16 protein-coding genes and 6 tRNA genes are annotated in these 19,682 nt (G+C 53.9%); 9 read left to right on the forward strand and 13 right to left on the reverse strand.

The window, feature by feature from the left end; all coding sequences use genetic code 11:
- Positions 1 to 52: 52 nt before the first annotated feature.
- Positions 53 to 940, forward strand: coding sequence for a LysR family transcriptional regulator (locus tag E0L20_RS15985; RefSeq protein ID WP_131634803.1), 888 nt, complete (start codon positions 53 to 55; stop codon positions 938 to 940).
- A 70-nt stretch (positions 941 to 1,010) separates the two neighbouring features.
- Here E0L20_RS15985 and E0L20_RS15990 read toward each other — a convergent pair.
- The 4 genes from E0L20_RS15990 to E0L20_RS16005 all read right to left on the reverse strand — a co-directional run bounded on the left by E0L20_RS15990 (position 1,011) and on the right by E0L20_RS16005 (position 1,388).
- A tRNA-Lys gene (locus tag E0L20_RS15990) sits at positions 1,011 to 1,086 on the reverse strand.
- Between the two features lie 4 nt (positions 1,087 to 1,090).
- A tRNA-Val gene (locus E0L20_RS15995) sits at positions 1,091 to 1,166 on the reverse strand.
- 29 nt (positions 1,167 to 1,195) lie between these two features.
- A tRNA-Val gene (locus E0L20_RS16000) sits at positions 1,196 to 1,271 on the reverse strand.
- A gap of 41 nt (positions 1,272 to 1,312) precedes the next feature.
- Positions 1,313 to 1,388: transfer RNA gene (locus tag E0L20_RS16005), tRNA-Val, on the reverse strand.
- A 258-nt stretch (positions 1,389 to 1,646) separates the two neighbouring features.
- On the opposite strand from E0L20_RS16005, the gene gltX reads away from it, so the two are divergent.
- Positions 1,647 to 3,062, forward strand: coding sequence for a glutamate--tRNA ligase (gene gltX / locus E0L20_RS16010; protein WP_131634804.1), 1,416 nt, complete (start codon positions 1,647 to 1,649; stop codon positions 3,060 to 3,062).
- A 42-nt stretch (positions 3,063 to 3,104) separates the two neighbouring features.
- On the opposite strand, the gene E0L20_RS16015 is transcribed toward gltX, so the two are convergent.
- Together E0L20_RS16015 and E0L20_RS16020 are read right to left on the reverse strand one after the other, a co-directional pair.
- The gene (locus tag E0L20_RS16015) at positions 3,105 to 3,500 is read right to left on the reverse strand and encodes a YfeC-like transcriptional regulator (RefSeq protein ID WP_131634805.1); all 396 of its coding nucleotides are present in this window, start codon (positions 3,498 to 3,500) and stop codon (positions 3,105 to 3,107) included.
- The gene (locus E0L20_RS16020; RefSeq protein WP_131634806.1) at positions 3,481 to 3,864 is read right to left on the reverse strand and encodes a YfeC-like transcriptional regulator; all 384 of its coding nucleotides are present in this window, start codon (positions 3,862 to 3,864) and stop codon (positions 3,481 to 3,483) included. Before E0L20_RS16020 ends, E0L20_RS16015 begins: the two co-directional genes overlap by 20 nt.
- Before the next feature lie 217 nt (positions 3,865 to 4,081).
- On the opposite strand from E0L20_RS16020, the gene E0L20_RS16025 reads away from it, so the two are divergent.
- From E0L20_RS16025 to E0L20_RS16035, 3 genes are all read left to right on the forward strand, one after another.
- Positions 4,082 to 4,157: transfer RNA gene (locus E0L20_RS16025), tRNA-Ala, on the forward strand.
- Between the two features lie 41 nt (positions 4,158 to 4,198).
- Positions 4,199 to 4,274: transfer RNA gene (locus E0L20_RS16030), tRNA-Ala, on the forward strand.
- Positions 4,275 to 4,487: 213 nt separating this feature from the next.
- Complete coding sequence (locus E0L20_RS16035) at positions 4,488 to 6,677, forward strand: sensor domain-containing phosphodiesterase (RefSeq protein WP_131634943.1); 2,190 nt, start codon at positions 4,488 to 4,490, stop codon at positions 6,675 to 6,677.
- 43 nt (positions 6,678 to 6,720) lie between these two features.
- Here the strand turns inward: E0L20_RS16035 and nupC are convergent, their stop codons facing one another.
- Complete coding sequence (nupC, locus tag E0L20_RS16040; RefSeq protein WP_131634807.1) at positions 6,721 to 7,908, reverse strand: nucleoside permease NupC; 1,188 nt, start codon at positions 7,906 to 7,908, stop codon at positions 6,721 to 6,723.
- Between the two features lie 346 nt (positions 7,909 to 8,254).
- On the opposite strand from nupC, the gene E0L20_RS16045 reads away from it, so the two are divergent.
- Positions 8,255 to 9,493, forward strand: coding sequence for an Nramp family divalent metal transporter (locus tag E0L20_RS16045; protein WP_131634808.1), 1,239 nt, complete (start codon positions 8,255 to 8,257; stop codon positions 9,491 to 9,493).
- A gap of 31 nt (positions 9,494 to 9,524) precedes the next feature.
- Here E0L20_RS16045 and E0L20_RS16050 read toward each other — a convergent pair whose 3' ends face one another.
- Both E0L20_RS16050 and mgrA read right to left on the reverse strand, forming a co-directional pair.
- On the reverse strand, positions 9,525 to 9,866 hold the full coding sequence (locus E0L20_RS16050; RefSeq protein WP_131634809.1) for a DUF2502 domain-containing protein: 342 nt from the start codon (positions 9,864 to 9,866) through the stop codon (positions 9,525 to 9,527).
- Positions 9,867 to 9,992: 126 nt separating this feature from the next.
- The gene (gene mgrA / locus E0L20_RS16055) at positions 9,993 to 10,991 is read right to left on the reverse strand and encodes an L-glyceraldehyde 3-phosphate reductase (protein WP_131634810.1); all 999 of its coding nucleotides are present in this window, start codon (positions 10,989 to 10,991) and stop codon (positions 9,993 to 9,995) included.
- A gap of 183 nt (positions 10,992 to 11,174) precedes the next feature.
- On the opposite strand from mgrA, the gene ipdC reads away from it, so the two are divergent.
- Positions 11,175 to 12,833 carry an indolepyruvate decarboxylase gene (ipdC, locus tag E0L20_RS16060; RefSeq protein WP_131634811.1) on the forward strand — a complete coding sequence of 553 codons (1,659 nt, stop codon included), beginning with the start codon at positions 11,175 to 11,177 and terminating at the stop codon, positions 12,831 to 12,833.
- On the opposite strand, the gene E0L20_RS16065 is transcribed toward ipdC, so the two are convergent.
- On the reverse strand, positions 12,834 to 14,069 hold the full coding sequence (locus E0L20_RS16065; protein ID WP_131634812.1) for an ion channel protein: 1,236 nt from the start codon (positions 14,067 to 14,069) through the stop codon (positions 12,834 to 12,836).
- A 204-nt stretch (positions 14,070 to 14,273) separates the two neighbouring features.
- Between E0L20_RS16065 and glk the strand changes: the two genes are divergently transcribed.
- Positions 14,274 to 15,239 (forward strand): glucokinase, encoded by a 966-nt coding sequence (glk, locus tag E0L20_RS16070; protein ID WP_131634813.1) that lies wholly within the window; start codon positions 14,274 to 14,276, stop codon positions 15,237 to 15,239.
- A 38-nt stretch (positions 15,240 to 15,277) separates the two neighbouring features.
- Here glk and E0L20_RS16075 read toward each other — a convergent pair whose 3' ends face one another.
- Together E0L20_RS16075 and E0L20_RS16080 are read right to left on the reverse strand one after the other, a co-directional pair.
- Positions 15,278 to 16,009, reverse strand: a complete 732-nt coding sequence (locus E0L20_RS16075; RefSeq protein WP_131634814.1) for a LytR/AlgR family response regulator transcription factor — start codon at positions 16,007 to 16,009, stop codon at positions 15,278 to 15,280.
- A 13-nt stretch (positions 16,010 to 16,022) separates the two neighbouring features.
- Positions 16,023 to 17,720 carry a sensor histidine kinase gene (locus E0L20_RS16080; RefSeq protein WP_131634815.1) on the reverse strand — a complete coding sequence of 566 codons (1,698 nt, stop codon included), beginning with the start codon at positions 17,718 to 17,720 and terminating at the stop codon, positions 16,023 to 16,025.
- A gap of 386 nt (positions 17,721 to 18,106) precedes the next feature.
- Here E0L20_RS16080 and alaC point away from each other — a divergent pair, with 386 nt between their 5' ends.
- Positions 18,107 to 19,342, forward strand: coding sequence for an alanine transaminase (alaC, locus tag E0L20_RS16090; protein WP_131634817.1), 1,236 nt, complete (start codon positions 18,107 to 18,109; stop codon positions 19,340 to 19,342).
- Between the two features lie 55 nt (positions 19,343 to 19,397).
- Here alaC and ypdK read toward each other — a convergent pair whose 3' ends face one another.
- Complete coding sequence (gene ypdK, locus E0L20_RS16095; RefSeq protein WP_099458937.1) at positions 19,398 to 19,469, reverse strand: membrane protein YpdK; 72 nt, start codon at positions 19,467 to 19,469, stop codon at positions 19,398 to 19,400.
- Positions 19,470 to 19,682 lie beyond the last annotated feature (213 nt).

Below are 19,682 nucleotides of genomic sequence, written 5' to 3' on the forward strand. Positions count from 1 at the left end.
AATCAAAAGGCTTTAAGGTGAGGTGTCTGTGTTATCGCCAGGGTATGTTTTGATGGAACGCGTTTACCGAACCGACCTGAAGCTGCTGCGTTATTTTTTGGCCGTTGCCGAGGAACTTCACTTTGGGCGGGCTGCGGCCCGCCTCAACATGTCGCAGCCGCCGTTAAGCCTGCATGTAAAAGAGCTGGAGAGCCAGCTGGGTACGCTGCTCTTCATCCGCCACTCGCGAAGCGTTGCGCTGACGCACGCGGGGAAAGTGCTGATGGAAGAGTCCCGCAGGCTGCTTGCGAGCACAAACCAGGCGCTGGCACGCGTCGAGCAAATTGGCCGGGGTGAGGCGGGGCGCATTGAGCTGGGGATCGTCGGTACGGCGATGTGGAGCCAGGTGCGCACGATCGTGCGCGGTTACATTAAAGCACACCCTAACGTCGACGTTATTTTTCGGGAAAAATCACCCGTGATGCAGATGGCGCTGCTTGAACGTCGGGAGCTGGACGTGGGGATCTGGCGAATGGCGACAGAACCAACGGCGGGGTTTACCAGCATCCGGCTCCGCGAAGCGGCATTTCTGGTGGCGATGCCCGAAGATCACCCTCTGGTAAGCGAAAGCGCCATCGCGCTAGCCGATCTGCAGAATGAGTACTTTGTCACAATGCCGTCGGCGCACTCTGACTGGGCGTTTTTACATCGCGTCTGCCAGCAGGCCGGGTTTTCACCGATGATCGTCCGCGAGGCCGTTGAGCCGCAAACCGTGCTGGCGATGGTCAGCATGGGGATGGGCATTACGCTCGCGGCAGATAGCTACGCCCAGATGCAGTGGCCGGGCGTAGTATTTCGTCCGCTTCAGGTGCGCGTACCGGCAGATTTGTATGTGGTCTATGATGAAAAGCAGGCGACACCAGCGGTGGAGACGTTGATTGCGACGTTGACGGCGGCGTAGGGGTTTTATTGTTGGGTGGGTTTCTGAACGTCAGATAGCAAAAAAGCGCCTTTAGGGCGCTTTTTTACATTGGTGGGTCGTGCAGGATTCGAACCTGCGACCAATTGATTAAAAGTCAACTGCTCTACCAACTGAGCTAACGACCCGAAATGGTGGGCGATGACGGGCTCGAACCGCCGACCCCCTCCGTGTAAAGGAGATGCTCTACCAACTGAGCTAATCGCCCATTTCGGAACTGCTGCGATAAGGTGAGAATGGTGGGCGATGACGGGCTCGAACCGCCGACCCCCTCCGTGTAAAGGAGATGCTCTACCAACTGAGCTAATCGCCCAATCTCAATTCTTATCTACACTGCGAGTCTACCTAAGTAGATGGTGGGTGATGACGGGCTCGAACCGCCGACCCCCTCCGTGTAAAGGAGATGCTCTACCAACTGAGCTAATCACCCCCGCTGTGTGGAGTCGCATTATAGGGAGAGTTGAAAATGAGTCAACGCCTTTTCTAAAGTTTTTATTCGTTCGTCGTAAAATTAAACAAAACGATCGCAAAACGGGCTGTGACGCATGATTTCTAAACAAAAATAGCAAACTCTATGGCTATACGGGGATCAACATTGAGGAATCGCCCCACAGTGATAGAATATTGCCCATTGTTTTTCCCCCAGGATTTGCCGATTGCCGGCATCTTTATAACGTAAGGCCATTTCATGAAAATCAAAACTCGCTTCGCGCCTAGCCCGACAGGCTATTTGCACGTCGGTGGTGCACGTACCGCTCTCTATTCCTGGCTCTTTGCACGCCACAACAAAGGTGAGTTCGTGCTGCGTATTGAGGACACCGATCTCGAGCGCTCTACCCCGGAAGCAATTGAAGCCATTATGGATGGGATGAACTGGCTGAACCTGGAGTGGGACGAAGGCCCGTATTTCCAGACCAAACGATTCGACCGCTATAACGCCGTCATTGACGAGATGCTGGTCGCAGGAACGGCTTATAAGTGTTACTGCTCCAAAGAACGTCTGGATGCACTGCGCGAAGAGCAGATGGCGAACGGCGAAAAGCCGCGTTACGACGGCCGCTGCCGTCACGACCACAGCGAGCATGCAGCAGATGAACCTTGCGTCGTGCGTTTCGCTAACCCGCAGGACGGCTCCGTTATCTTTGACGATCAGATCCGTGGCCCGATCGAATTCAGCAACCAGGAGCTGGACGATCTTATCATTCGCCGTACCGATGGCTCACCAACCTACAACTTCTGCGTCGTGGTTGATGACTGGGATATGGAAATCACCCACGTTATCCGCGGTGAAGACCATATCAACAACACCCCGCGCCAGATTAACATCCTGAAAGCGCTGAATGCGCCGGTGCCGGTTTACGCGCACGTTTCCATGATCAACGGTGATGACGGTAAAAAACTGTCTAAACGTCACGGTGCCGTCAGCGTTATGCAGTACCGCGACGACGGCTATCTGCCGGAAGCGCTGCTCAACTATCTGGTGCGTCTGGGCTGGGCCCACGGTGACCAGGAAATCTTCAGCCGTGAAGAGATGATCGAACTGTTCGCCCTGAACTCAGTGAGCAAATCCGCTAGCGCGTTCAATACTGACAAGCTGCTGTGGCTGAACCATCACTATATCAACACCATGCCGCCAGAATATGTTGCGACCTATCTGCAGTGGCATATTGAGCAGGCAAACATTGATACCCGCACCGGCCCGGAGCTGGCGGATCTGGTTAAACTGCTGGGCGAGCGTTGCAAAACGCTGAAAGAGATGGCGGAAAGCTGCCGCTACTTCTATGAAGAGTTCGAGGCATTTGATGCCGACGCGGCGAAGAAACACCTGCGTCCGGTTGCGCGTCAGCCTCTCGAAGTGGTGCGTGACAAGCTGGCAGCTATCACCGACTGGACGGCCGAGAATGTGCATCACGCGATTCAGGCCACAGCAGATGAGCTGGAAATCGGCATGGGTAAAGTCGGGATGCCTTTGCGCGTTGCCGTAACTGGCGCAGGCCAGTCACCGGCGCTGGACGTTACCGTTCACGCCATTGGTAAATCACGCAGCGTAGCGCGCATCAACAAGGCGCTCGACTTCATTGCTGAACGCGAAAGCCAGCAGTAAGTCAGCCTGAGTCGGGCAAACGGCAGGGTGACCTGCCGTTTTTTATGCCTGCAGTTCAGCAATACCGAGGCGCGTCAGAAAACCCTCAATGCCTTCGCGAGCCAGTAACACCTGAAGGCGATCCTGTTCCACCTCGGTCAAATTTTCCAGTGCGCTAACGATCTGTGGACGCAACTGTGATGGCGCAGGGACCCTGTACAGGGTAGGGGCTTCGGCCACCTGATAGACCGTCTGACGGTTGCGAATGGCAGGAAGGCTCATGATATGTTCCTTTACCCGCACATCGATATGAATCAGACGCGCGCGTCCGCCTTTAACACCATTGATCCCTTCGGTTTTCCAGCCTTTTTGGCGTATCCAGCGGTTAACCGTTTGTCTGGCAACGCCCAAAATTGCGGCCAGCTCTTCCGTGGTCATTTTACTGCGTAATCTTTTCATATTCGTTCTGATCGCGAATCCCTAAACGTTGCAATAATCCGGTTATCCCTTCCCGCAGCAGCAGCGATGTCATCTGCTTTTGCTCATCCGGCGTCATTTCATTTGCCAGCGTCAGAAGTAAAGTATGGAGCGAGCTTTCGTGACAGGCACTTTCTGGCATGTCAGGCGTCTCTGACGCCCTGCGCGCGCTGCGAATAAATTCTCGTACTTTTTCATTCACATGCACCAGACGTGCCTTACCACCCTGAACCCCTGGTTTTGGCGACGTAATCCAACCCTCTTTGCGTACCCATTTATTGATGGTCTGTCGGCTATAGCCAGTGAGCAGGGCTAACTCTTCCGGCGTCATTCGTTCCTTGATCATGCAATTTCCTGAATATCTATGGGGTTAATTAGTGGTTCATTTTATAGCACCGTTTTACGTGAAAACGTGACAGGCTTAACTCCTGGCTGCGAGCACGCTCGCAAAGTGATTTATTTGCATGATTTTTCGGCGATTGAATGGCTGTGATTGATTTTGCCGTTGACACTCTGCGGCGGAATTCATATTATGCCGCCCGTCAACATGACAGCTTTACGACGGGGCTATAGCTCAGCTGGGAGAGCGCCTGCATGGCATGCAGGAGGTCAGCGGTTCGATCCCGCTTAGCTCCACCAAACTCTGAACCCAACAGAGTGCGGTAGGTAAAGTAACATGTGGGGCTATAGCTCAGCTGGGAGAGCGCCTGCATGGCATGCAGGAGGTCAGCGGTTCGATCCCGCTTAGCTCCACCAAAATTTAAACCCTCGTCGAAAGACGGGGGTTTTTTTATGCCTGTGTAACACCCTTGCTAACGTAATGTTGGTAGAAGGGATGTTTTCTATACCCCACCTCAACCCAAATCAATAAAAGAGTCTATAAATAGACTTGAACTTGATTCGCTCAATTAATAAACCTATTATCCGTCCGGTCAATGATATGCGCGGTTAAATAGATTAATTAATTTGATGAAAAGAAAACCTTACAATAATGTAAAGATATTTATGATTTCGCTGGCATTATGCCTGATCGCGGTGCCATTTTCCCGCTATCTTTCGCCACGCGCAATGGTTAATGGGCATGATGTGTATTTGGCCTGGCTGCCACTCAGCGTCATGCTTGCCGTTATTTTATTGTTTGGTCGTCGCGCCATTATTCCCATCCTGTTAAGTTTTACCATCACTAATATATTCCTCATTGATTTAGCTCCGCTACACTATTTCGTCTTATTGTTTTGTCAGACTTTTTCAGTTTTCGCAGCATGTGGGGCGATCCGTCTGATGCTGGGCAAGCGCTGGCGCTACAGCGTCCCAAACAAGTACATCGGGATTCGGATTTTCTGGCTTGGTTTTATGGTGCCGATAGGCATCAAAATATCGATGTATCTCGCAGGCTATTTATTTCATTTCCCGGTCACTATTTCCACCTTCTTTGGGGAAGGAACGGCAATTTACAACGTCGTCGATATTCAAAGCCTGATCTGCGCGGCATTGATATTCACCATGATGTTCTATTATCCATTAAGAATGATTATTAATCCCCGCTATGCCAGAACGTTCTGGCGACGGAGCGTGAAGCCAGTTTTTTGTCATAAGAAATCATTATTTACAGTCATCTTGCTGATGCTGCTAATCACCATTCTGGCAATTTTATGTGCGCCATTTGAGTCCCCTATTATTGCGGGATATCTCATGCCGATTATATTTATCCTCTTCACGCTAGGTATCAGTCGACTAAGCTACGCGCTCATCTCTTTGCTGTGGGCGGCATCCGCGCTCCTGCTCTTGACCTATAACTACAATTTTCTCAACGGTGTGGAATCGGGTCATTCGCTCTCCTTTATTTTGTCCGTGCTGATCTCGTTCGCCATCTGTCTGCTTTACATGTCGCGGATCTACCAGCGGAGTGAGCGAATGAAGCAGGGGTGGCAGGAGATCGCATTAACGGACCCCCTGACGGGGCTGCCCAATATTCGTGCGCTTGAAGATTATCTTCAGGACCATCCCGACGCCAAAATCTGCTGTCTGCGCATGGACAACCTGGAGTTCCTCAGCCGCCATTACGGCATTCTTATGCGGGTGCATTGCAAAAAGATGATTACAGCCTCGCTGCAGCCGCTGTTGCAAAAGGATGAGACCCTTTTTCAGCTACCCGGAAGTGAGCTGGTGCTGGTGCTGTTGGGGCCGGGAGCCGGCGAGCGCCTGCAGCATATGGTCGATCGGCTCAATAGCCGTAAAATTTACTGGAACAACACCGGGCTGGATATCGAATTTGGCGCCTCGTGGGGCGAAGTCGAGAGCGGGGAAAACCTGCACCACACGCTGGGGCAGCTCAGCTGGCTGTCTGAGCAGTCCTGCGCTGCGCATAATGTTCTGGCCTTAACCAACAGCGTTGAGGATGTCTCGGGGCAAACAACGGACAGAGTGCTGATGCTCGCGCGCATCAAACGCGCGCTCGATGAAGGGGGGCTGCATCTGTATGCCCAGCCGATTCGAAACGCGCAGGGGGAGGGCTATCACGAAATTCTCGCGCGTCTGGAAAGTGACGGGGAAATTATTACGCCGGATCGCTTTATTCCGCTGATTGCCCAGTTCAACCTTAGCCACCGCTTTGACCTGAACGTAGTGGAAAATCTGCTGATTTGGCTGCGCGATCGCCCTGCCACGCATGCCGGAACCCGTTTTTCCGTGAACCTGATGCCGATGACCCTGATGCAAAATGAGGTCGCAGCAGAAATTATCGCGCTTTTCGAACGCTATGGGGTGGCGCCGCAGACGGTGGTCATTGAGGTGACCGAAGAGCAGGCGTTTTCCAACTCCGGGAGCAGCATCAAAAACATCCAGCAGCTGAGGGAAAATGGATTCCGCATCGCCATTGATGACTTTGGTACTGGCTACGCCAACTATGAGCGCCTCAAACGCCTGGAGGCCGATATCATCAAGATTGATGGCTGCTTTGTGAAGGATATTTGTACCGACAGCATGGACGCGATGATTGTGCAGTCCATATGCAACCTCGCAAAAACGAAGTCGCTCTGCGTGGTGGCGGAATATGTAGAAACGCCTGAGCAGCGAGAGATGCTATTCCGCTTCGGCGTGGACTATCTGCAGGGCTATCTGATCGGCAAGCCCACACCGCTTAGCGAACTGCAGGCATAAAAAAACCGGGAGCATGGCTCCCGGTTTTCGTTTCTGGCGTGAGTTACAGTACCAGTGCTGCGATAGAAGCAGACAGTACGCTCACCAGGGTAGAACCATAAACCAGCTTCAGACCGAAGCGAGAAACCACGTTACCCTGTTCTTCGTTCAGACCTTTAATCGCACCGGCGATAATACCGATGGACGAGAAGTTCGCGAAGGAAACCAGGAACACGGACAGGATGCCTTCCGCGCGTGGAGAGAGCGTGCTCGCAATCTTCTGCAGATCCATCATCGCCACGAATTCGTTAGACACCAGCTTGGTGGCCATGATGCTACCAACCTGCAGCGCTTCGTGAGCCGGAACACCCATCACCCATGCAACCGGATAGAAGATGTAGCCCAGGATGCCCTGGAAGGAGATACCCAGAACCGCTGCGAACAGGGCGTTCAGAGCAGAGATCAGGGCGATAAAGCCGATCAGCATAGCGGCAACGATAACCGCTACCTTGAAACCTGCCAGAATGTACTCACCCAGCATTTCGAAGAAGCTCTGGCCTTCGTGCAGGTTTGACATCTGAATGTTTTCTTCGCTGGCGTCAACGCGGTACGGGTTGATCAGCGACAGAACGATAAAGGTGCTGAACATGTTCAGAACCAGCGCCGCGACAACATACTTCGGCTCCAGCATGGTCATATACGCGCCCACGATTGACATGGAGACGGTAGACATTGCGGTTGCCGCCATGGTGTACATGCGGTTGCGGGACATCTTGCCGAGAATATCTTTGTACGCGATGAAGTTCTCAGACTGACCGAGGATCAGTGAACTTACGGCGTTGAAAGATTCCAGCTTACCCATGCCGTTCACTTTGGATAACAGGAAACCAATACCACGAATAACAACCGGCAGAACGCGAATGTGCTGCAGAATACCGATAAGCGCGGAGATGAAGACGATTGGGCACAGCACTTTCAGGAAGAAGAAGGCCAGGCCTTGATCGTTCATGCTGCCAAAGACGAAGTTCGTGCCTTCGTTGGCAAATCCGAGCAGTTTTTCGAACATTTCGGAAAAGCCTTTCACGAAGCCCAGGCCTACGTTTGAGTTCAGGAAGAACCACGCAAGTAAAACTTCAATGACCAGCAGCTGGACAACATAACGGATACGAATTTTTTTGCGGTCTGTGCTGACCAGCAATGCAAGTGCAGTAACGACAACAAGTGCCAGGACAAAATGAAGGACGCGGTCCATATTTGCTCCAAATATGAGGCAGGTTTAATTTCCGTGCACATTCTATGTAACAAGCGCAAAGAAAACGAGATCAAGGCCACACTATAGTTACATCCTGTGACGAGTCTCAAAAATAGTGATCAACAATACATTTTTGTTATGTTAGGTAAATGAGTGAAAAGTTAAGTTTGTGTGCTACGCTTCACAAATGACCGCGCATATTCACATTCTGTGATGTCGCACCACCTGCCCGTCTATCGTTCTTAGCTATCAGAGAAATCAATTTAAACCATCCAAATGAACTTGATAATCATTCTCATTTTGATAGCATTAAACATAGCAAAGGCTATATTTCCAGAGGCAGATAATGACAAACAGTCGCGTAGAGGGTAGCAGCGGCAGGGCAGCGCGCAAGTTGCGGTTCGCATTAATGGGACCTGCGTTCATTGCCGCCATTGGCTATATCGATCCGGGTAATTTTGCGACCAATATTCAGGCCGGGGCCAGCTTCGGCTATACGCTGCTGTGGGTGGTTGTCTGGGCTAACCTGATGGCGATGCTGATTCAAATGCTTTCAGCCAAGCTGGGGATTGCCACGGGAAAAAATCTGGCCGAGCAAATTCGCGACCACTATCCTCGCCCGGCGGTCTGGCTGTATTGGGTGCAGGCCGAAATTATTGCTATGGCGACTGACCTCGCTGAATTTATCGGCGCGGCGATTGGGTTTAAGCTGATCCTCGGCGTCTCCTTATTACAGGGGGCGGTGTTGACCGGGATTGCCACCTTCCTGATCCTGATGCTGCAGCGCCGGGGGCAAAAGCCGCTGGAAAGGGTCATCGGCGGCCTGCTGCTGTTTGTCGCCGCTGCCTATATTGTCGAGCTTATTTTTTCCCAGCCGAATTTGGTACAGCTCGGTAAGGGAATGGTGATCCCAAGTCTGCCAACCTCAGAGGCGGTGTTCCTCGCCGCCGGGGTGCTGGGCGCGACCATCATGCCGCACGTTATTTATCTGCACTCTTCCTTAACGCAGCATATGCACGGCGGTTCCCGTAAAGAGCGGTATTCTGCAACAAAATGGGATGTCGGTATTGCCATGACCATTGCCGGATTTGTGAACCTGGCGATGATGGCCACTGCAGCGGCTGCCTTCCACTTCAACGGGCACACGGGTATTGCCGATCTTGACCAGGCCTATCTGACGCTGGAACCCTTATTAAGCCACGCCGCGGCAACGATCTTCGGGCTAAGCCTGGTGGCGGCCGGTCTTTCTTCCACCGTGGTGGGGACGCTGGCCGGTCAGGTTGTCATGCAGGGGTTTGTGCGTTTCCATATCCCGCTGTGGGTGCGTCGCGCCGTTACCATGCTGCCATCCTTTATCGTCATTCTGATGGGGCTGGATCCAACGCGTATTCTGGTCATGAGCCAGGTGCTGTTAAGCTTCGGTATTGCGCTGGCCCTGGTGCCGCTGCTGATATTTACCAGCAATAAATCGTTAATGGGCGATCTGGTTAACTCGACGCTGGTGAAACGCGCGGGGTGGGTCATTGTGGTGGTGGTGGTGGCACTCAACCTGTGGTTGTTGATAGGCACGGTAATGGGATTATAAAGAAAAAGGAGCCGGGAGGCTCCTTTTTGCATTAATGGTGATGGCCATGACCGCGGCCTTTACCGTGACCCCAGCCGCCGCGGCGGTCGTCACGATCGCTCCAGCCTTCGCGATAGCCACGCTCGTAGGCTTTGCGATTGTCCCAACCGCGATGACGACCGTTGTCATGTTTCCACCAGCGGTCTTTACGCCATTCATAGTGGCGATGCCAGTAGTCGCGGTCGCGCCAGCCGCCGCCGTCCCAGTAGTTACCGTAATTGTCGCGATCGCCAATTTGTAATTTTATCGATGGCAACAGGGTGATTTCGCCGGCAGTGGCGACCAGCGGGGCCGAAGCCAATAATACCGCTGCAAGAATCAGTGACCTGAACATACTCTTCTCCTTCACGATCGGGGCCGCTGTGCGACCTGTTAACGCAATTTTACGAGTTGGTAAACATTCGTTTCATCGCCTCAACTCCTAAATCCTGAACGAGAGCACTTTTTGCTAAAAATGATTTTAATTTGAGCTGGACAGGATCTCTTCTATCGACGCCAGTTCGCCTGCGGTGAAATCGTAATTCGCCAGCATGCCCACGGCGTCATCAATTTGCGCGGTTTTACTGGCACCAATCAGCACGGAGGTGACCGCGTCATGGCGTAGAATCCACGCCAGCGCCATCTGCGACAGCTTCTGACCACGGCTTTCCGCCAGCGCGTTCAGCTTGCGGACTTTTTCCAGCTTCTCATCCGTAATCTGATCGGGGTTGAGGAACTTACTGCCGCTGGCCGCACGAGAATCCGCGGGGATGCCGTTCAGGTAACGGTTCGTTAACTGCCCGCCGGCCAGAGGCGAGAAGGGAATACAGCCCACGCCCTGCTTATGCAGAACGTCCAGCAGACCCTCCTCAGGCGCACGCTCGAACATCGAATATTTCGGCTGGTGAATAAGACAGGGTGTTCCCAGATCGTCGAGGATCTCTATGGCCTGACGCGCCAGCTCCGCAGGGTAATTGGATAATCCTACGTACAGGGCTTTGCCCTGGCGCACCACGTGGTCGAGCGCTTTCATCGTCTCCTGCAGCGGGGTTTCCGGATCGGGACGGTGGTGATAGAAGATGTCGACATAGTCCAGCCCCATACGCTTCAGGCTCTGATCAAGGCTTGATATCAGGTACTTGCGCGAGCCCCAATCCCCGTACGGGCCGTCCCACATGGTGTATCCCGCTTTGGTGGAGATGATGAGCTCATCGCGCCAGGGGAGGAAATCTTCCTGCAAAATGCGGCCAAAATTGCGTTCGGCCGAGCCGGGTGGAGGCCCGTAATTATTGGCAAGGTCAAAGTGTGTAATACCCAGATCGAACGCGCGCTGTAAAAGTTGACGGCTGTTTTCGATAAGGGTGGCGTCGCCAAAGTTATGCCAGAGCCCAAGAGAGATGGCGGGCAGTTTAAGGCCGCTCCGCCCGCAGCGGCGATAGTGCATTGTCTGATAACGATTTTTGTCTGGCTGATAACCCATTCTCATGACCTCTGACGATGAAGGAAAAATCAGTGTATACGTTTACACAGGGATGATGAAAAGGAGAATAGCGCAGCTTTTTTTGTAAAGCATTCTTTCCAGACCCTTCTTAGCGCCGTTTCTGGACAGTCATCACGCTTCTTTAATACTCAAGGTGAGATCAACATAAGAAGGATACCTGTAATGCGTACCCCATACTGCGTCGCCGATTACCTGCTGGACCGTCTTACAGACTGTGGTGCAGACCACATGTTTGGCGTGCCGGGCGACTATAACCTGCAGTTTCTCGATCACGTGATAGATAGCCCGGATATCTGCTGGGTCGGCTGTGCCAACGAGTTGAACGCATCCTACGCCGCCGACGGTTACGCCCGATGTAAGGGCTTTGCCGCGCTGCTGACGACGTTTGGCGTAGGTGAGTTAAGCGCCATGAACGGGATAGCCGGCAGCTTTGCCGAGCATGTTCCGGTGCTACATATCGTGGGTGCGCCAGGCATGGCGTCACAGCAAAAAGGGGAGTTATTGCACCACACGTTAGGCGACGGCGAGTTCCGCCATTTTTATCACATGAGCGAACCCATCACCGTCGCGCAGGCGATCCTTACCGAACAAAACGCCTGCTATGAAATCGATCGTGTGCTCACGACCATGCTGCGGGAACGTCGTCCTGGCTATCTGATGCTGCCTGCCGATGTGGCAAAAAAAGCCGCCACGCCGCCTGTAAACGCTCTCACTCTCAAGCCTGAAGATGCCGATAATGCCTGCCTGGATGCGTTTCGCGAGGCGGCCAGCAGCAGGCTGGCAATGAGCAAACGCCCCGCGCTGTTAGCGGATTTTCTGGTGCTGCGCTATGGCCTGAAGCATGCGCTGCAGAAGTGGGTCAAAGAAGTACCGATGGCACACGCTACGATGCTGATGGGCAAAGGGATCTTCGATGAGCGCCAGCCTGGTTTTTACGGTACGTACGCGGGTTCCGCCAGCGCGGGCGCGGTCAAAGAGGCGATAGAGGGCGCTGATACCGTGCTCTGCATTGGGACGCGCTTTACCGATACGCTGACGGCTGGATTCACCCATCAGCTCACCCCTGCCCAAACGATTGAGGTTCAGCCCCATGCGTCACGCGTGGGCGATGTCTGGTTCACCGGGATCCCGATGATTCAGGCGATTGAGACGCTGATCGCGCTGTGCAAGCAGCATGTATACGAGCCGCTAGCCGCTTCCAGCCACAGCAGCTTCTCCTTCCCGCAGCCTGACGGCTCGCTCACCCAGGAAAGTTTCTGGAACACGCTGCAGACCTTTATTCGCCCAGGCGACATTATTCTCGCCGACCAAGGCACCTCGGCGTTTGGCGCGATCGATCTGCGTCTGCCTGCCGACGTTAACTTTATCGTCCAGCCTCTGTGGGGCTCGATCGGCTACACCCTGGCATCGGCCTTCGGGGCGCAAACGGCCTGTCCACAGCGCCGCGTGATTGTTCTGACAGGGGATGGTGCGGCGCAGTTGACCATCCAGGAGCTGGGTTCCATGCTGCGTGATAAGCAGCGCCCGATTATTCTGGTGCTCAACAACGAAGGTTACACGGTTGAAAGGGCGATCCACGGGCCGGAGCAGCGGTATAACGACATTGCGCTGTGGAACTGGACGCAAATTCCACAGGCGCTCAGCCTGGCGCCTCAGGCAGAATGCTGGCGGGTCAGTGAAGCCGGGGAGCTTGCGGACGTGCTGGAAAAAGTCGCCCACCATGAGCGACTCTCGCTGATTGAGGTCATGCTGCCAAAAGCGGATATTCCGCCGCTGTTAAGCGCCATCACCAAAGCGCTGGAGGCGCGTAATAGCGCCTGATTATTTGTCGTTACGCCATGCCATCAGCATCGGTTTGCCCGCCAGCAGGAGCCAGGCGGGCAACATCACGATACAGAGCAGCGGAAACAGCGTCGAATCCGGCACCACCACGGCGGCCATAAACAGGCTTAACCAGGCGTCACGCGTGACGACCAGCACCAGCCCCAGTATCGAACAGGAAACGGTAATCGCCGCCGGTACGGCATCGACATGTTCGTGCAGCATCAGCCCCAGCGCCACGCCAATAAATACCGCCGGGAATATACGTCCTCCCCGGAAGCCGCATGCTGAGGCCACGACCAGAGCCGCCAGTTTTATCAGGGCAAACAGCAGATAATCGGACACGCTGAACACCTGGCTGAAGGCCAGCTGTTGCATTTCGTCCAGACCCTTAAAGAGGGTTACCGTTCCGCCGACCGCCCCCAAAATGCCAAGCACGAAACCGCCGACGCCGAGAATGAGCACCGGATGTTTCATCTTATGCATCAGACGGTGCAGGCGAGGCAGGCACCAGACCGCCACCATTCCCAGCGCAATGGCGATGGCAACCACGACCGCACCGCTGAAAATGTCGGCGATCTGCATTTGACCATAGTGGGGCAAAGAGAGTGAAAAGTGAGGATGGAAAAACAGGCTGGTGGTGAGCGCGCCTGCGGCAGCGGCCATCAGCGGAGCAAAGAGTTTATCCCAGAGGGGAACATCGTTATTGCTGCTGAGCGTCTGCGAAAAAATCAGCGCGGCGGCGACGGGGGTACCAAATAACGCGCCAATCGTGCCCGCCGAGGCCAGGATCGTCCAGTCCAGCGCGCCGACGCGCGGGAAGATACGCGCGCCCAGAAATACCGCCAGGCCAATATTCACCGCCATGATAGGGTGCTCCGGCCCCAGGCTCACGCCGCCTGCCAGACCTAAAATCAACGCGATAATTAACCCCGGCAGGGCGGAAGGCGCGACCGGCGCACCAATCAGCGGTTCCTGCGCCGGATCGGGGCCCGCATGCCCGGGGCTAAAGCGTATCACCAAACCGACTGCAACGCCGGTCAGCGTCAGCATTGTAATTATCCATACTGGAGAATCCGGGCTGAAACCCATATTGGCGGGAAGGGCAGTCCATAACATCGTCTGCAGCACCGACGCGACTTTCATCACGACGATGAGCACCAGGCTTGAGGCAACGCCAATGATTAACGCCGGAATTGCCAAAAGCAGCATGGTTCTGGCTCGCGGGTGGAGCATGATGATTTCCTTGTAGAAACGGTATTTCGTTACTTTGCACAATCAGCCTTAAGGCAATAGTGCAAAAGGTGCTGAAACGGTAAAGTTATTCTGTGACGAAGATCGATTATCCTGGGCCATTCACCTTCTGGTCGTTGTTGTTATCACGCCTTGAATTTACAGTGTCCCAAAGATTTATTCTGACTTTAGCGGAGCAGTAGAAGAATGACAAAGTATGCTTTGGTAGGTGATGTGGGGGGCACAAACGCGCGCCTGGCATTATGCGATGTAAACACCGGTGAAATTTCCCAGGCGAAAACCTATTCAGGGCTGGACTATCCAAGTCTGGAAGCCGTTGTTCGCGTTTATCTTGATGAGCGCAAGGCAAACGTTGAGGACGGCTGTATCGCGATTGCCTGCCCGATTACGGGTGACTGGGTGGCGATGACCAACCACACGTGGGCATTCTCGATTGCCGAAATGAAGGAAAACCTCGGTTTTGCTCATCTTGAAATCATTAACGACTTCACTGCGGTATCCATGGCGATCCCGATGCTCAAGCAGGAGCACCTGATTCAGTTCGGTGGAATCGCGCCCGTTGAAGGCAAGCCGATTGCCGTATACGGCGCCGGAACCGGTCTGGGGGTGTCGCATCTGGTGCACGTCGATAAGCGCTGGGTCAGCCTGCCGGGCGAAGGTGGACACGTAGATTTCGCGCCAAACAGTGAAGAAGAGGGCATTATTCTTGAAGAGCTGCGCGCAGAGATTGGCCACGTATCCGCGGAGCGCGTGCTTTCCGGCCCGGGCCTGGTGAATCTGTACCGTGCAATTGTGAAATCAGACGGTCGACTGCCAGAAAACCTGCAGCCAAAAGACGTGACCGAGCGCGCGCTGGCGGATACCTGCATCGACTGCCGTCGTGCGCTGTCGCTGTTCTGCGTGATCATGGGGCGGTTTGGCGGCAACCTGGCGCTGACCCTGGGCACGTTTGGCGGCGTCTATATTGCGGGCGGTATCATGCCGCGCTTCCTCGACTTCTTTAAAGCCTCGGGCTTCCGCGGTGGGTTTGAAGATAAAGGGCGCTTCAGAAGCTACGTTCAGGATATTCCTGTCTATCTGATTGTGCATGATAATCCGGGCCTGCTGGGCGCGGGCGCGCATCTGCGTCAGGTGCTGGGTCAGATCCTCTGATGTTCATTCCCCCTCTTCGCCAGGGGAGGGGGATACTGCTACAGGTGCATCAGCTGGCGAAACTCTTTCACCTTGCTGCGGCTGACGGGTACCTGAAAATCGAGATCCTTCAGGCGCAAAATGTAGGTGTTGTTAAACCAGGGCTCTATCTCGCGGATCTTGTTCAAATTCACGCAAAACGAACGATGGCAGCGGAAGAAATGCGCCGCCGGCAGCTTGCTGCAAAACTCGGTGATGTTCATCGCCATCACGTACGATTCGCGCCGGGTATAAACAAACGTCATCTTTTCATGCGCTTCGGCGTAATAGATATCGTCGATTGGCGTCACGATAATGCGCTCATCTTTCACCAGATTAATGGTGTCGTTTTCGCGCACGGCCGGGCTGGCGCTGACGGGGGTTGCCTGCTGCTGCCATGCCGCCTCCAGCTTTTGCAGCATGCTGACAATCCGCGACTCCTGATAAGGCTTGAGAATATAGTCAAACGCCTCCAGCTCAAACGCCTCTACGGCGTGTTCTTTCCAGGCGGTGACGAACACAATAAACGGCTTGTGGGCAAACTGATTGATATTTTGCGCCAGCAGCACGCCGTCCAGCGACGGAATGTTGATGTCCAGAAAAATGGCGTCAACCCGGTTGTGCTGCAAGAACTTCAGCACGTCCAGACCGTCGTCAAAGGTGCCTACAATCTCCATCTGGCTGTGCGTTTCAATCAGCCAGCTTAGCTCCTGTTGAGCCAGAATCTCATCTTCTACAATGATGACTTTCATGCGTTACTCCGGCCTACGGCAGCAGGGATATCGGTGCATGAACGGCTATGCGCTCATGCGGGACGTAAAAAGCGATTTCGGTGCCGGGCTCAAGACGGCGAATGTGCAGCCCCTCGCCGTACAGCAGCTTCACCCGGTGATGTACGTTCAGCAGACCAATCTTGTTGCCCGGCATTTCGTTAGACTCAACGCGCTCGATAACTTTCGGGTCGATGCCGTGGCCGGTGTCGCGCACGGCAATACGCACGCGGTTGCCGCTTTCGGTGACGCTAATGGTCACCACGCCTTTGCCTTTACACGGCTGAATACCGTGGACAATCGCATTTTCGACCAGCGGCTGGATCAGCAGGCTGGGGATCACGCAGTTGACCTCTTCATCAATATCGTAAATGACCGTGAGCTTGTCGCCAAAGCGTGCCTGCTCAATCGCAATGTAGTCCTTGATTTGATAAAGCTCTTTCTTGATGTCGATCTGCTCGTCATCTTTCAGCTCAATGTTGTAGCGCAGGTAGCGCGACAGATTAAAAATGAGCTGACGCGCGGTGTCCGGATTGAGGCGAATGGAGGAGGAGATGGCGTTCAGCGCGTTAAACAGGAAATGGGGATTGATTTTACTTTGCAGCGCGCGCAGCTCTGCCTTATTTGCCATCTCGCGCAGCTGCTCCGCGCGGGAAACTTCCAGCTGAGTGGAGATAATCTGCGAGAGCCCGATGGCCATTTCCTGCAGCGACGAGGTGATCTGGTGAGCGTGGCAGTAGTAGATTTTCAGCGTGCCCGTCACGACGCCTTTCTCCCATAGCGGGATCACCAGCATGGAGTGAATTTCCGGCGTCCTGTGGGCTTCATCATTGTTTTTGATAATGATTTTCCCATAGTTAATCGCCTGCCGGGTCGTGGGGCTGATGGTATCGTCGTTGTCGTGATAGTTGTGTTCGCCCACGCCGACGTAGGCCAGCACGTGGTCAATATTGGTAATCGCCACCGCGTCGGCGTGAATATCGCGGCGAATGATATCGCACACCTGACGTAGAGATTCCGCGTTAACGTGGCGGAACAGCGGCAGCGTTTTGTTAGCGATATCCAGCGCCAGCTTGGCCTGACGCGCGGCGCTGGCCTCCTTTTCACCTTCAACGCTTTGTACCAGCAGCACGATAAACCCGATGCAGACGCTGCCGAGGATCATCGGGATCCCGATTTTAGAAACGATATCCAGCCCCAGAGCGGTGGTGGGAGCCCAGGCGACCACCAGGATCATGGTGAGCGTTTCGCAGACCATGCCCGCGATTATCCCGGCGCGCCAGTGCTGTTTTTTCGGGATCCTGCGGTTTATCCAGCCGGAAAGCACCCCGGCAATTATGCTGGTGATGAAGCACGGGATGGCCGTCACGCCGCCGATATCGATCAGATAACGGTGCGTACCGGCGATAGCGCCGGTGATAATCCCGACCCAGGGGCCAAATAAGATCCCGCCGGACATCACGGCGATGATACGCACGTTGACCAGCGAGCCTTCCACCGGGACGCCGGACCAGGTACTAAACAGGGCAAAAAGCGAAAAGATGGCGGTGACCGCCAGCAGCTCTTTAGGCGAGTGGGCCGATTTGTGCAGAAGCTCGCGAAACAGGCGAATGCGTATCAGGAAGAAGAGGCAAATCAGCATGAGCGCCGCGCGGTCAAAAACCGCCAGCAGCATAGTGAATATTTCGTGCACGAGTGGACCACTGGTAACCAGAAAGAACCATGATAGAAAACCTGGCGCGTATTGACCAGCTATCCGTCAGGTTTATGAAATGAGGATAAACCATAATTTCCAAAGGGGATTGTGTTTGAGCAACTGAACAATCTCGATTTTTTCAACATGAGAAATCGGTGGGTAAATTTATTGATATCATTATGTTAACAAACAGGTATTGTTCATGCCATATCAGACCCAGCGTTTCCGCCTTTGGTCAAAGCAGACTTCCCGTTTTAACGCGAAATCTTTTTTTACTTTCCCCTCTCGACAGCATGATTTTTTTCAGGTTATTTTCTAATCATGCCACATCGGTGGCAGCGTCGCTCGGACGGTCCGGGCGCTAACGTTAATCTGAGGAATCTATGGCTGAATTCAGTCCTGAACGTCGTTTCACGCGTATCGATCGTCTCCCCCCTTATGTTTTCAACATCACGGCTGAACTGAAGATGGCTGCGCGTCGGCGCGGCGAAGATATTATCGACTTCAGTATGGGTAACCCTGACGGCCCAACGCCTCCGCACATTGTCGAGAAGCTCTGCACGGTAGCGCAGCGGCCGGATACACACGGTTATTCGACGTCTCGCGGTATTCCTCGATTACGCCGCGCGATCTCCCGCTGGTATCAGGATCGCTATCAGGTCGACATCGACCCTGAAAGTGAAGCCATTGTCACCATCGGTTCAAAAGAAGGGCTGGCGCACCTGATGCTGGCGACGCTGGATCATGGTGATACTGTGCTGGTGCCAAATCCAAGCTATCCCATCCATATTTACGGCGCAGTGATCGCCGGGGCACAGGTACGTTCTGTACCGCTGGTGGAAGGCGTGGATTTCTTTAACGAGCTGGAGCGCGCCATTCGCGAAAGCTATCCGAAACCGAAGATGATGATCCTCGGCTTCCCGTCGAACCCAACGGCGCAGTGCGTAGAGCTGGAGTTCTTCGAAAAAGTGGTCGCGCTGGCGAAACGCTATGACGTGCTGGTGGTTCACGATCTTGCCTACGCCGACATTGTCTATGACGGCTGGAAGGCACCTTCAATTATGCAGGTTCCGGGCGCGCGCGATGTGGCCGTTGAGTTCTTCACCCTGTCGAAAAGCTACAATATGGCCGGGTGGCGAATTGGCTTTATGGTGGGTAATAAGACGCTGGTAAACGCGCTGGCGCGAATCAAGAGCTATCACGACTACGGCACCTTTACCCCGCTGCAGGTGGCGGCTATTGCCGCGCTGGAGGGGGATCAGCAGTGCGTACACGATATCGCCGCGCAGTATAAACGCCGCCGCGACGTGCTGGTTAAAGGGTTACATGAGGCCGGCTGGATGGTCGACATGCCAAAAGCCTCGATGTACGTCTGGGCAAAAATCCCTGAGCCGTACGCGGCAATGGGCTCCCTGGAGTTTGCCAAGAAGCTTCTGCAGGACGCCAAGGTCTGCGTCTCTCCAGGCATCGGATTTGGTGATTACGGTGACACCCACGTACGATTTGCACTCATTGAAAACAGCGATCGTATTCGTCAGGCGGTGAGGGGCATTAAGAGTATGTTCCGCGCCGACGGGCTTCTCTCATCAAAAAGCGTGGCTGAACACCCCGAGTCGTAACGACATAAAAAAACAGGCGCCGGTGGCGCCTGTTTTTTTAACAGCATTTGCTTTTCTAAATCATCAGGGCAAAGGTTCCGGCCCAGACTAAAACAATCACCGAAATGCCCATAAAGAAATATTTCACGTTTCATCGCTCCGCGTATCTTATGGTACGCATTGAAAAACAAAGTCCACCTGATGCTAAAGAATCGAAATTATACGGCTTACGGCATCGCTAATTTCGGCTCAGAATTCTGTGCTTTCCTGTTGCCAGACGGCGCTAATGTACGCCTAAATTTGAGGGGTGACAAGAGGCGTTTTTTTAAATAATTTCCGTCACTTACGAGTGTCGTGGAAC

It is taken from the genome of Enterobacter wuhouensis (genome assembly GCF_004331265.1).
Taxonomy (GTDB): Bacteria; Pseudomonadota; Gammaproteobacteria; order Enterobacterales; family Enterobacteriaceae; genus Enterobacter; species Enterobacter wuhouensis.

What these genes read in the sequence shown, in the direction of transcription:
- E0L20_RS16015 (WP_131634805.1), bottom strand. Translation starts at nt 3,500, where the DNA reads ATGAAAAGATTACGCAGTAAAATGACCACGGAAGAGCTGGCCGCAATT.
- mgrA (WP_131634810.1), bottom strand. Translation starts at nt 10,991, where the DNA reads ATGGGTTATCAGCCAGACAAAAATCGTTATCAGACAATGCACTATCGC.
- nupC (WP_131634807.1), bottom strand. Translation starts at nt 7,908, where the DNA reads ATGGACCGCGTCCTTCATTTTGTCCTGGCACTTGTTGTCGTTACTGCA.
- E0L20_RS16050 (WP_131634809.1), bottom strand. Translation starts at nt 9,866, where the DNA reads ATGTTCAGGTCACTGATTCTTGCAGCGGTATTATTGGCTTCGGCCCCG.
- E0L20_RS16020 (WP_131634806.1), bottom strand. Translation starts at nt 3,864, where the DNA reads ATGATCAAGGAACGAATGACGCCGGAAGAGTTAGCCCTGCTCACTGGC.
- E0L20_RS16065 (WP_131634812.1), bottom strand. Translation starts at nt 14,069, where the DNA reads ATGCTCCACCCGCGAGCCAGAACCATGCTGCTTTTGGCAATTCCGGCG.
- gltX (WP_131634804.1), top strand. Translation starts at nt 1,647, where the DNA reads ATGAAAATCAAAACTCGCTTCGCGCCTAGCCCGACAGGCTATTTGCAC.
- glk (WP_131634813.1), top strand. Translation starts at nt 14,274, where the DNA reads ATGACAAAGTATGCTTTGGTAGGTGATGTGGGGGGCACAAACGCGCGC.
- E0L20_RS16035 (WP_131634943.1), top strand. Translation starts at nt 4,488, where the DNA reads ATGAAAAGAAAACCTTACAATAATGTAAAGATATTTATGATTTCGCTG.
- E0L20_RS16045 (WP_131634808.1), top strand. Translation starts at nt 8,255, where the DNA reads ATGACAAACAGTCGCGTAGAGGGTAGCAGCGGCAGGGCAGCGCGCAAG.
- E0L20_RS15985 (WP_131634803.1), top strand. Translation starts at nt 53, where the DNA reads ATGGAACGCGTTTACCGAACCGACCTGAAGCTGCTGCGTTATTTTTTG.
- ipdC (WP_131634811.1), top strand. Translation starts at nt 11,175, where the DNA reads ATGCGTACCCCATACTGCGTCGCCGATTACCTGCTGGACCGTCTTACA.
- alaC (WP_131634817.1), top strand. Translation starts at nt 18,107, where the DNA reads ATGGCTGAATTCAGTCCTGAACGTCGTTTCACGCGTATCGATCGTCTC.
- E0L20_RS16075 (WP_131634814.1), bottom strand. Translation starts at nt 16,009, where the DNA reads ATGAAAGTCATCATTGTAGAAGATGAGATTCTGGCTCAACAGGAGCTA.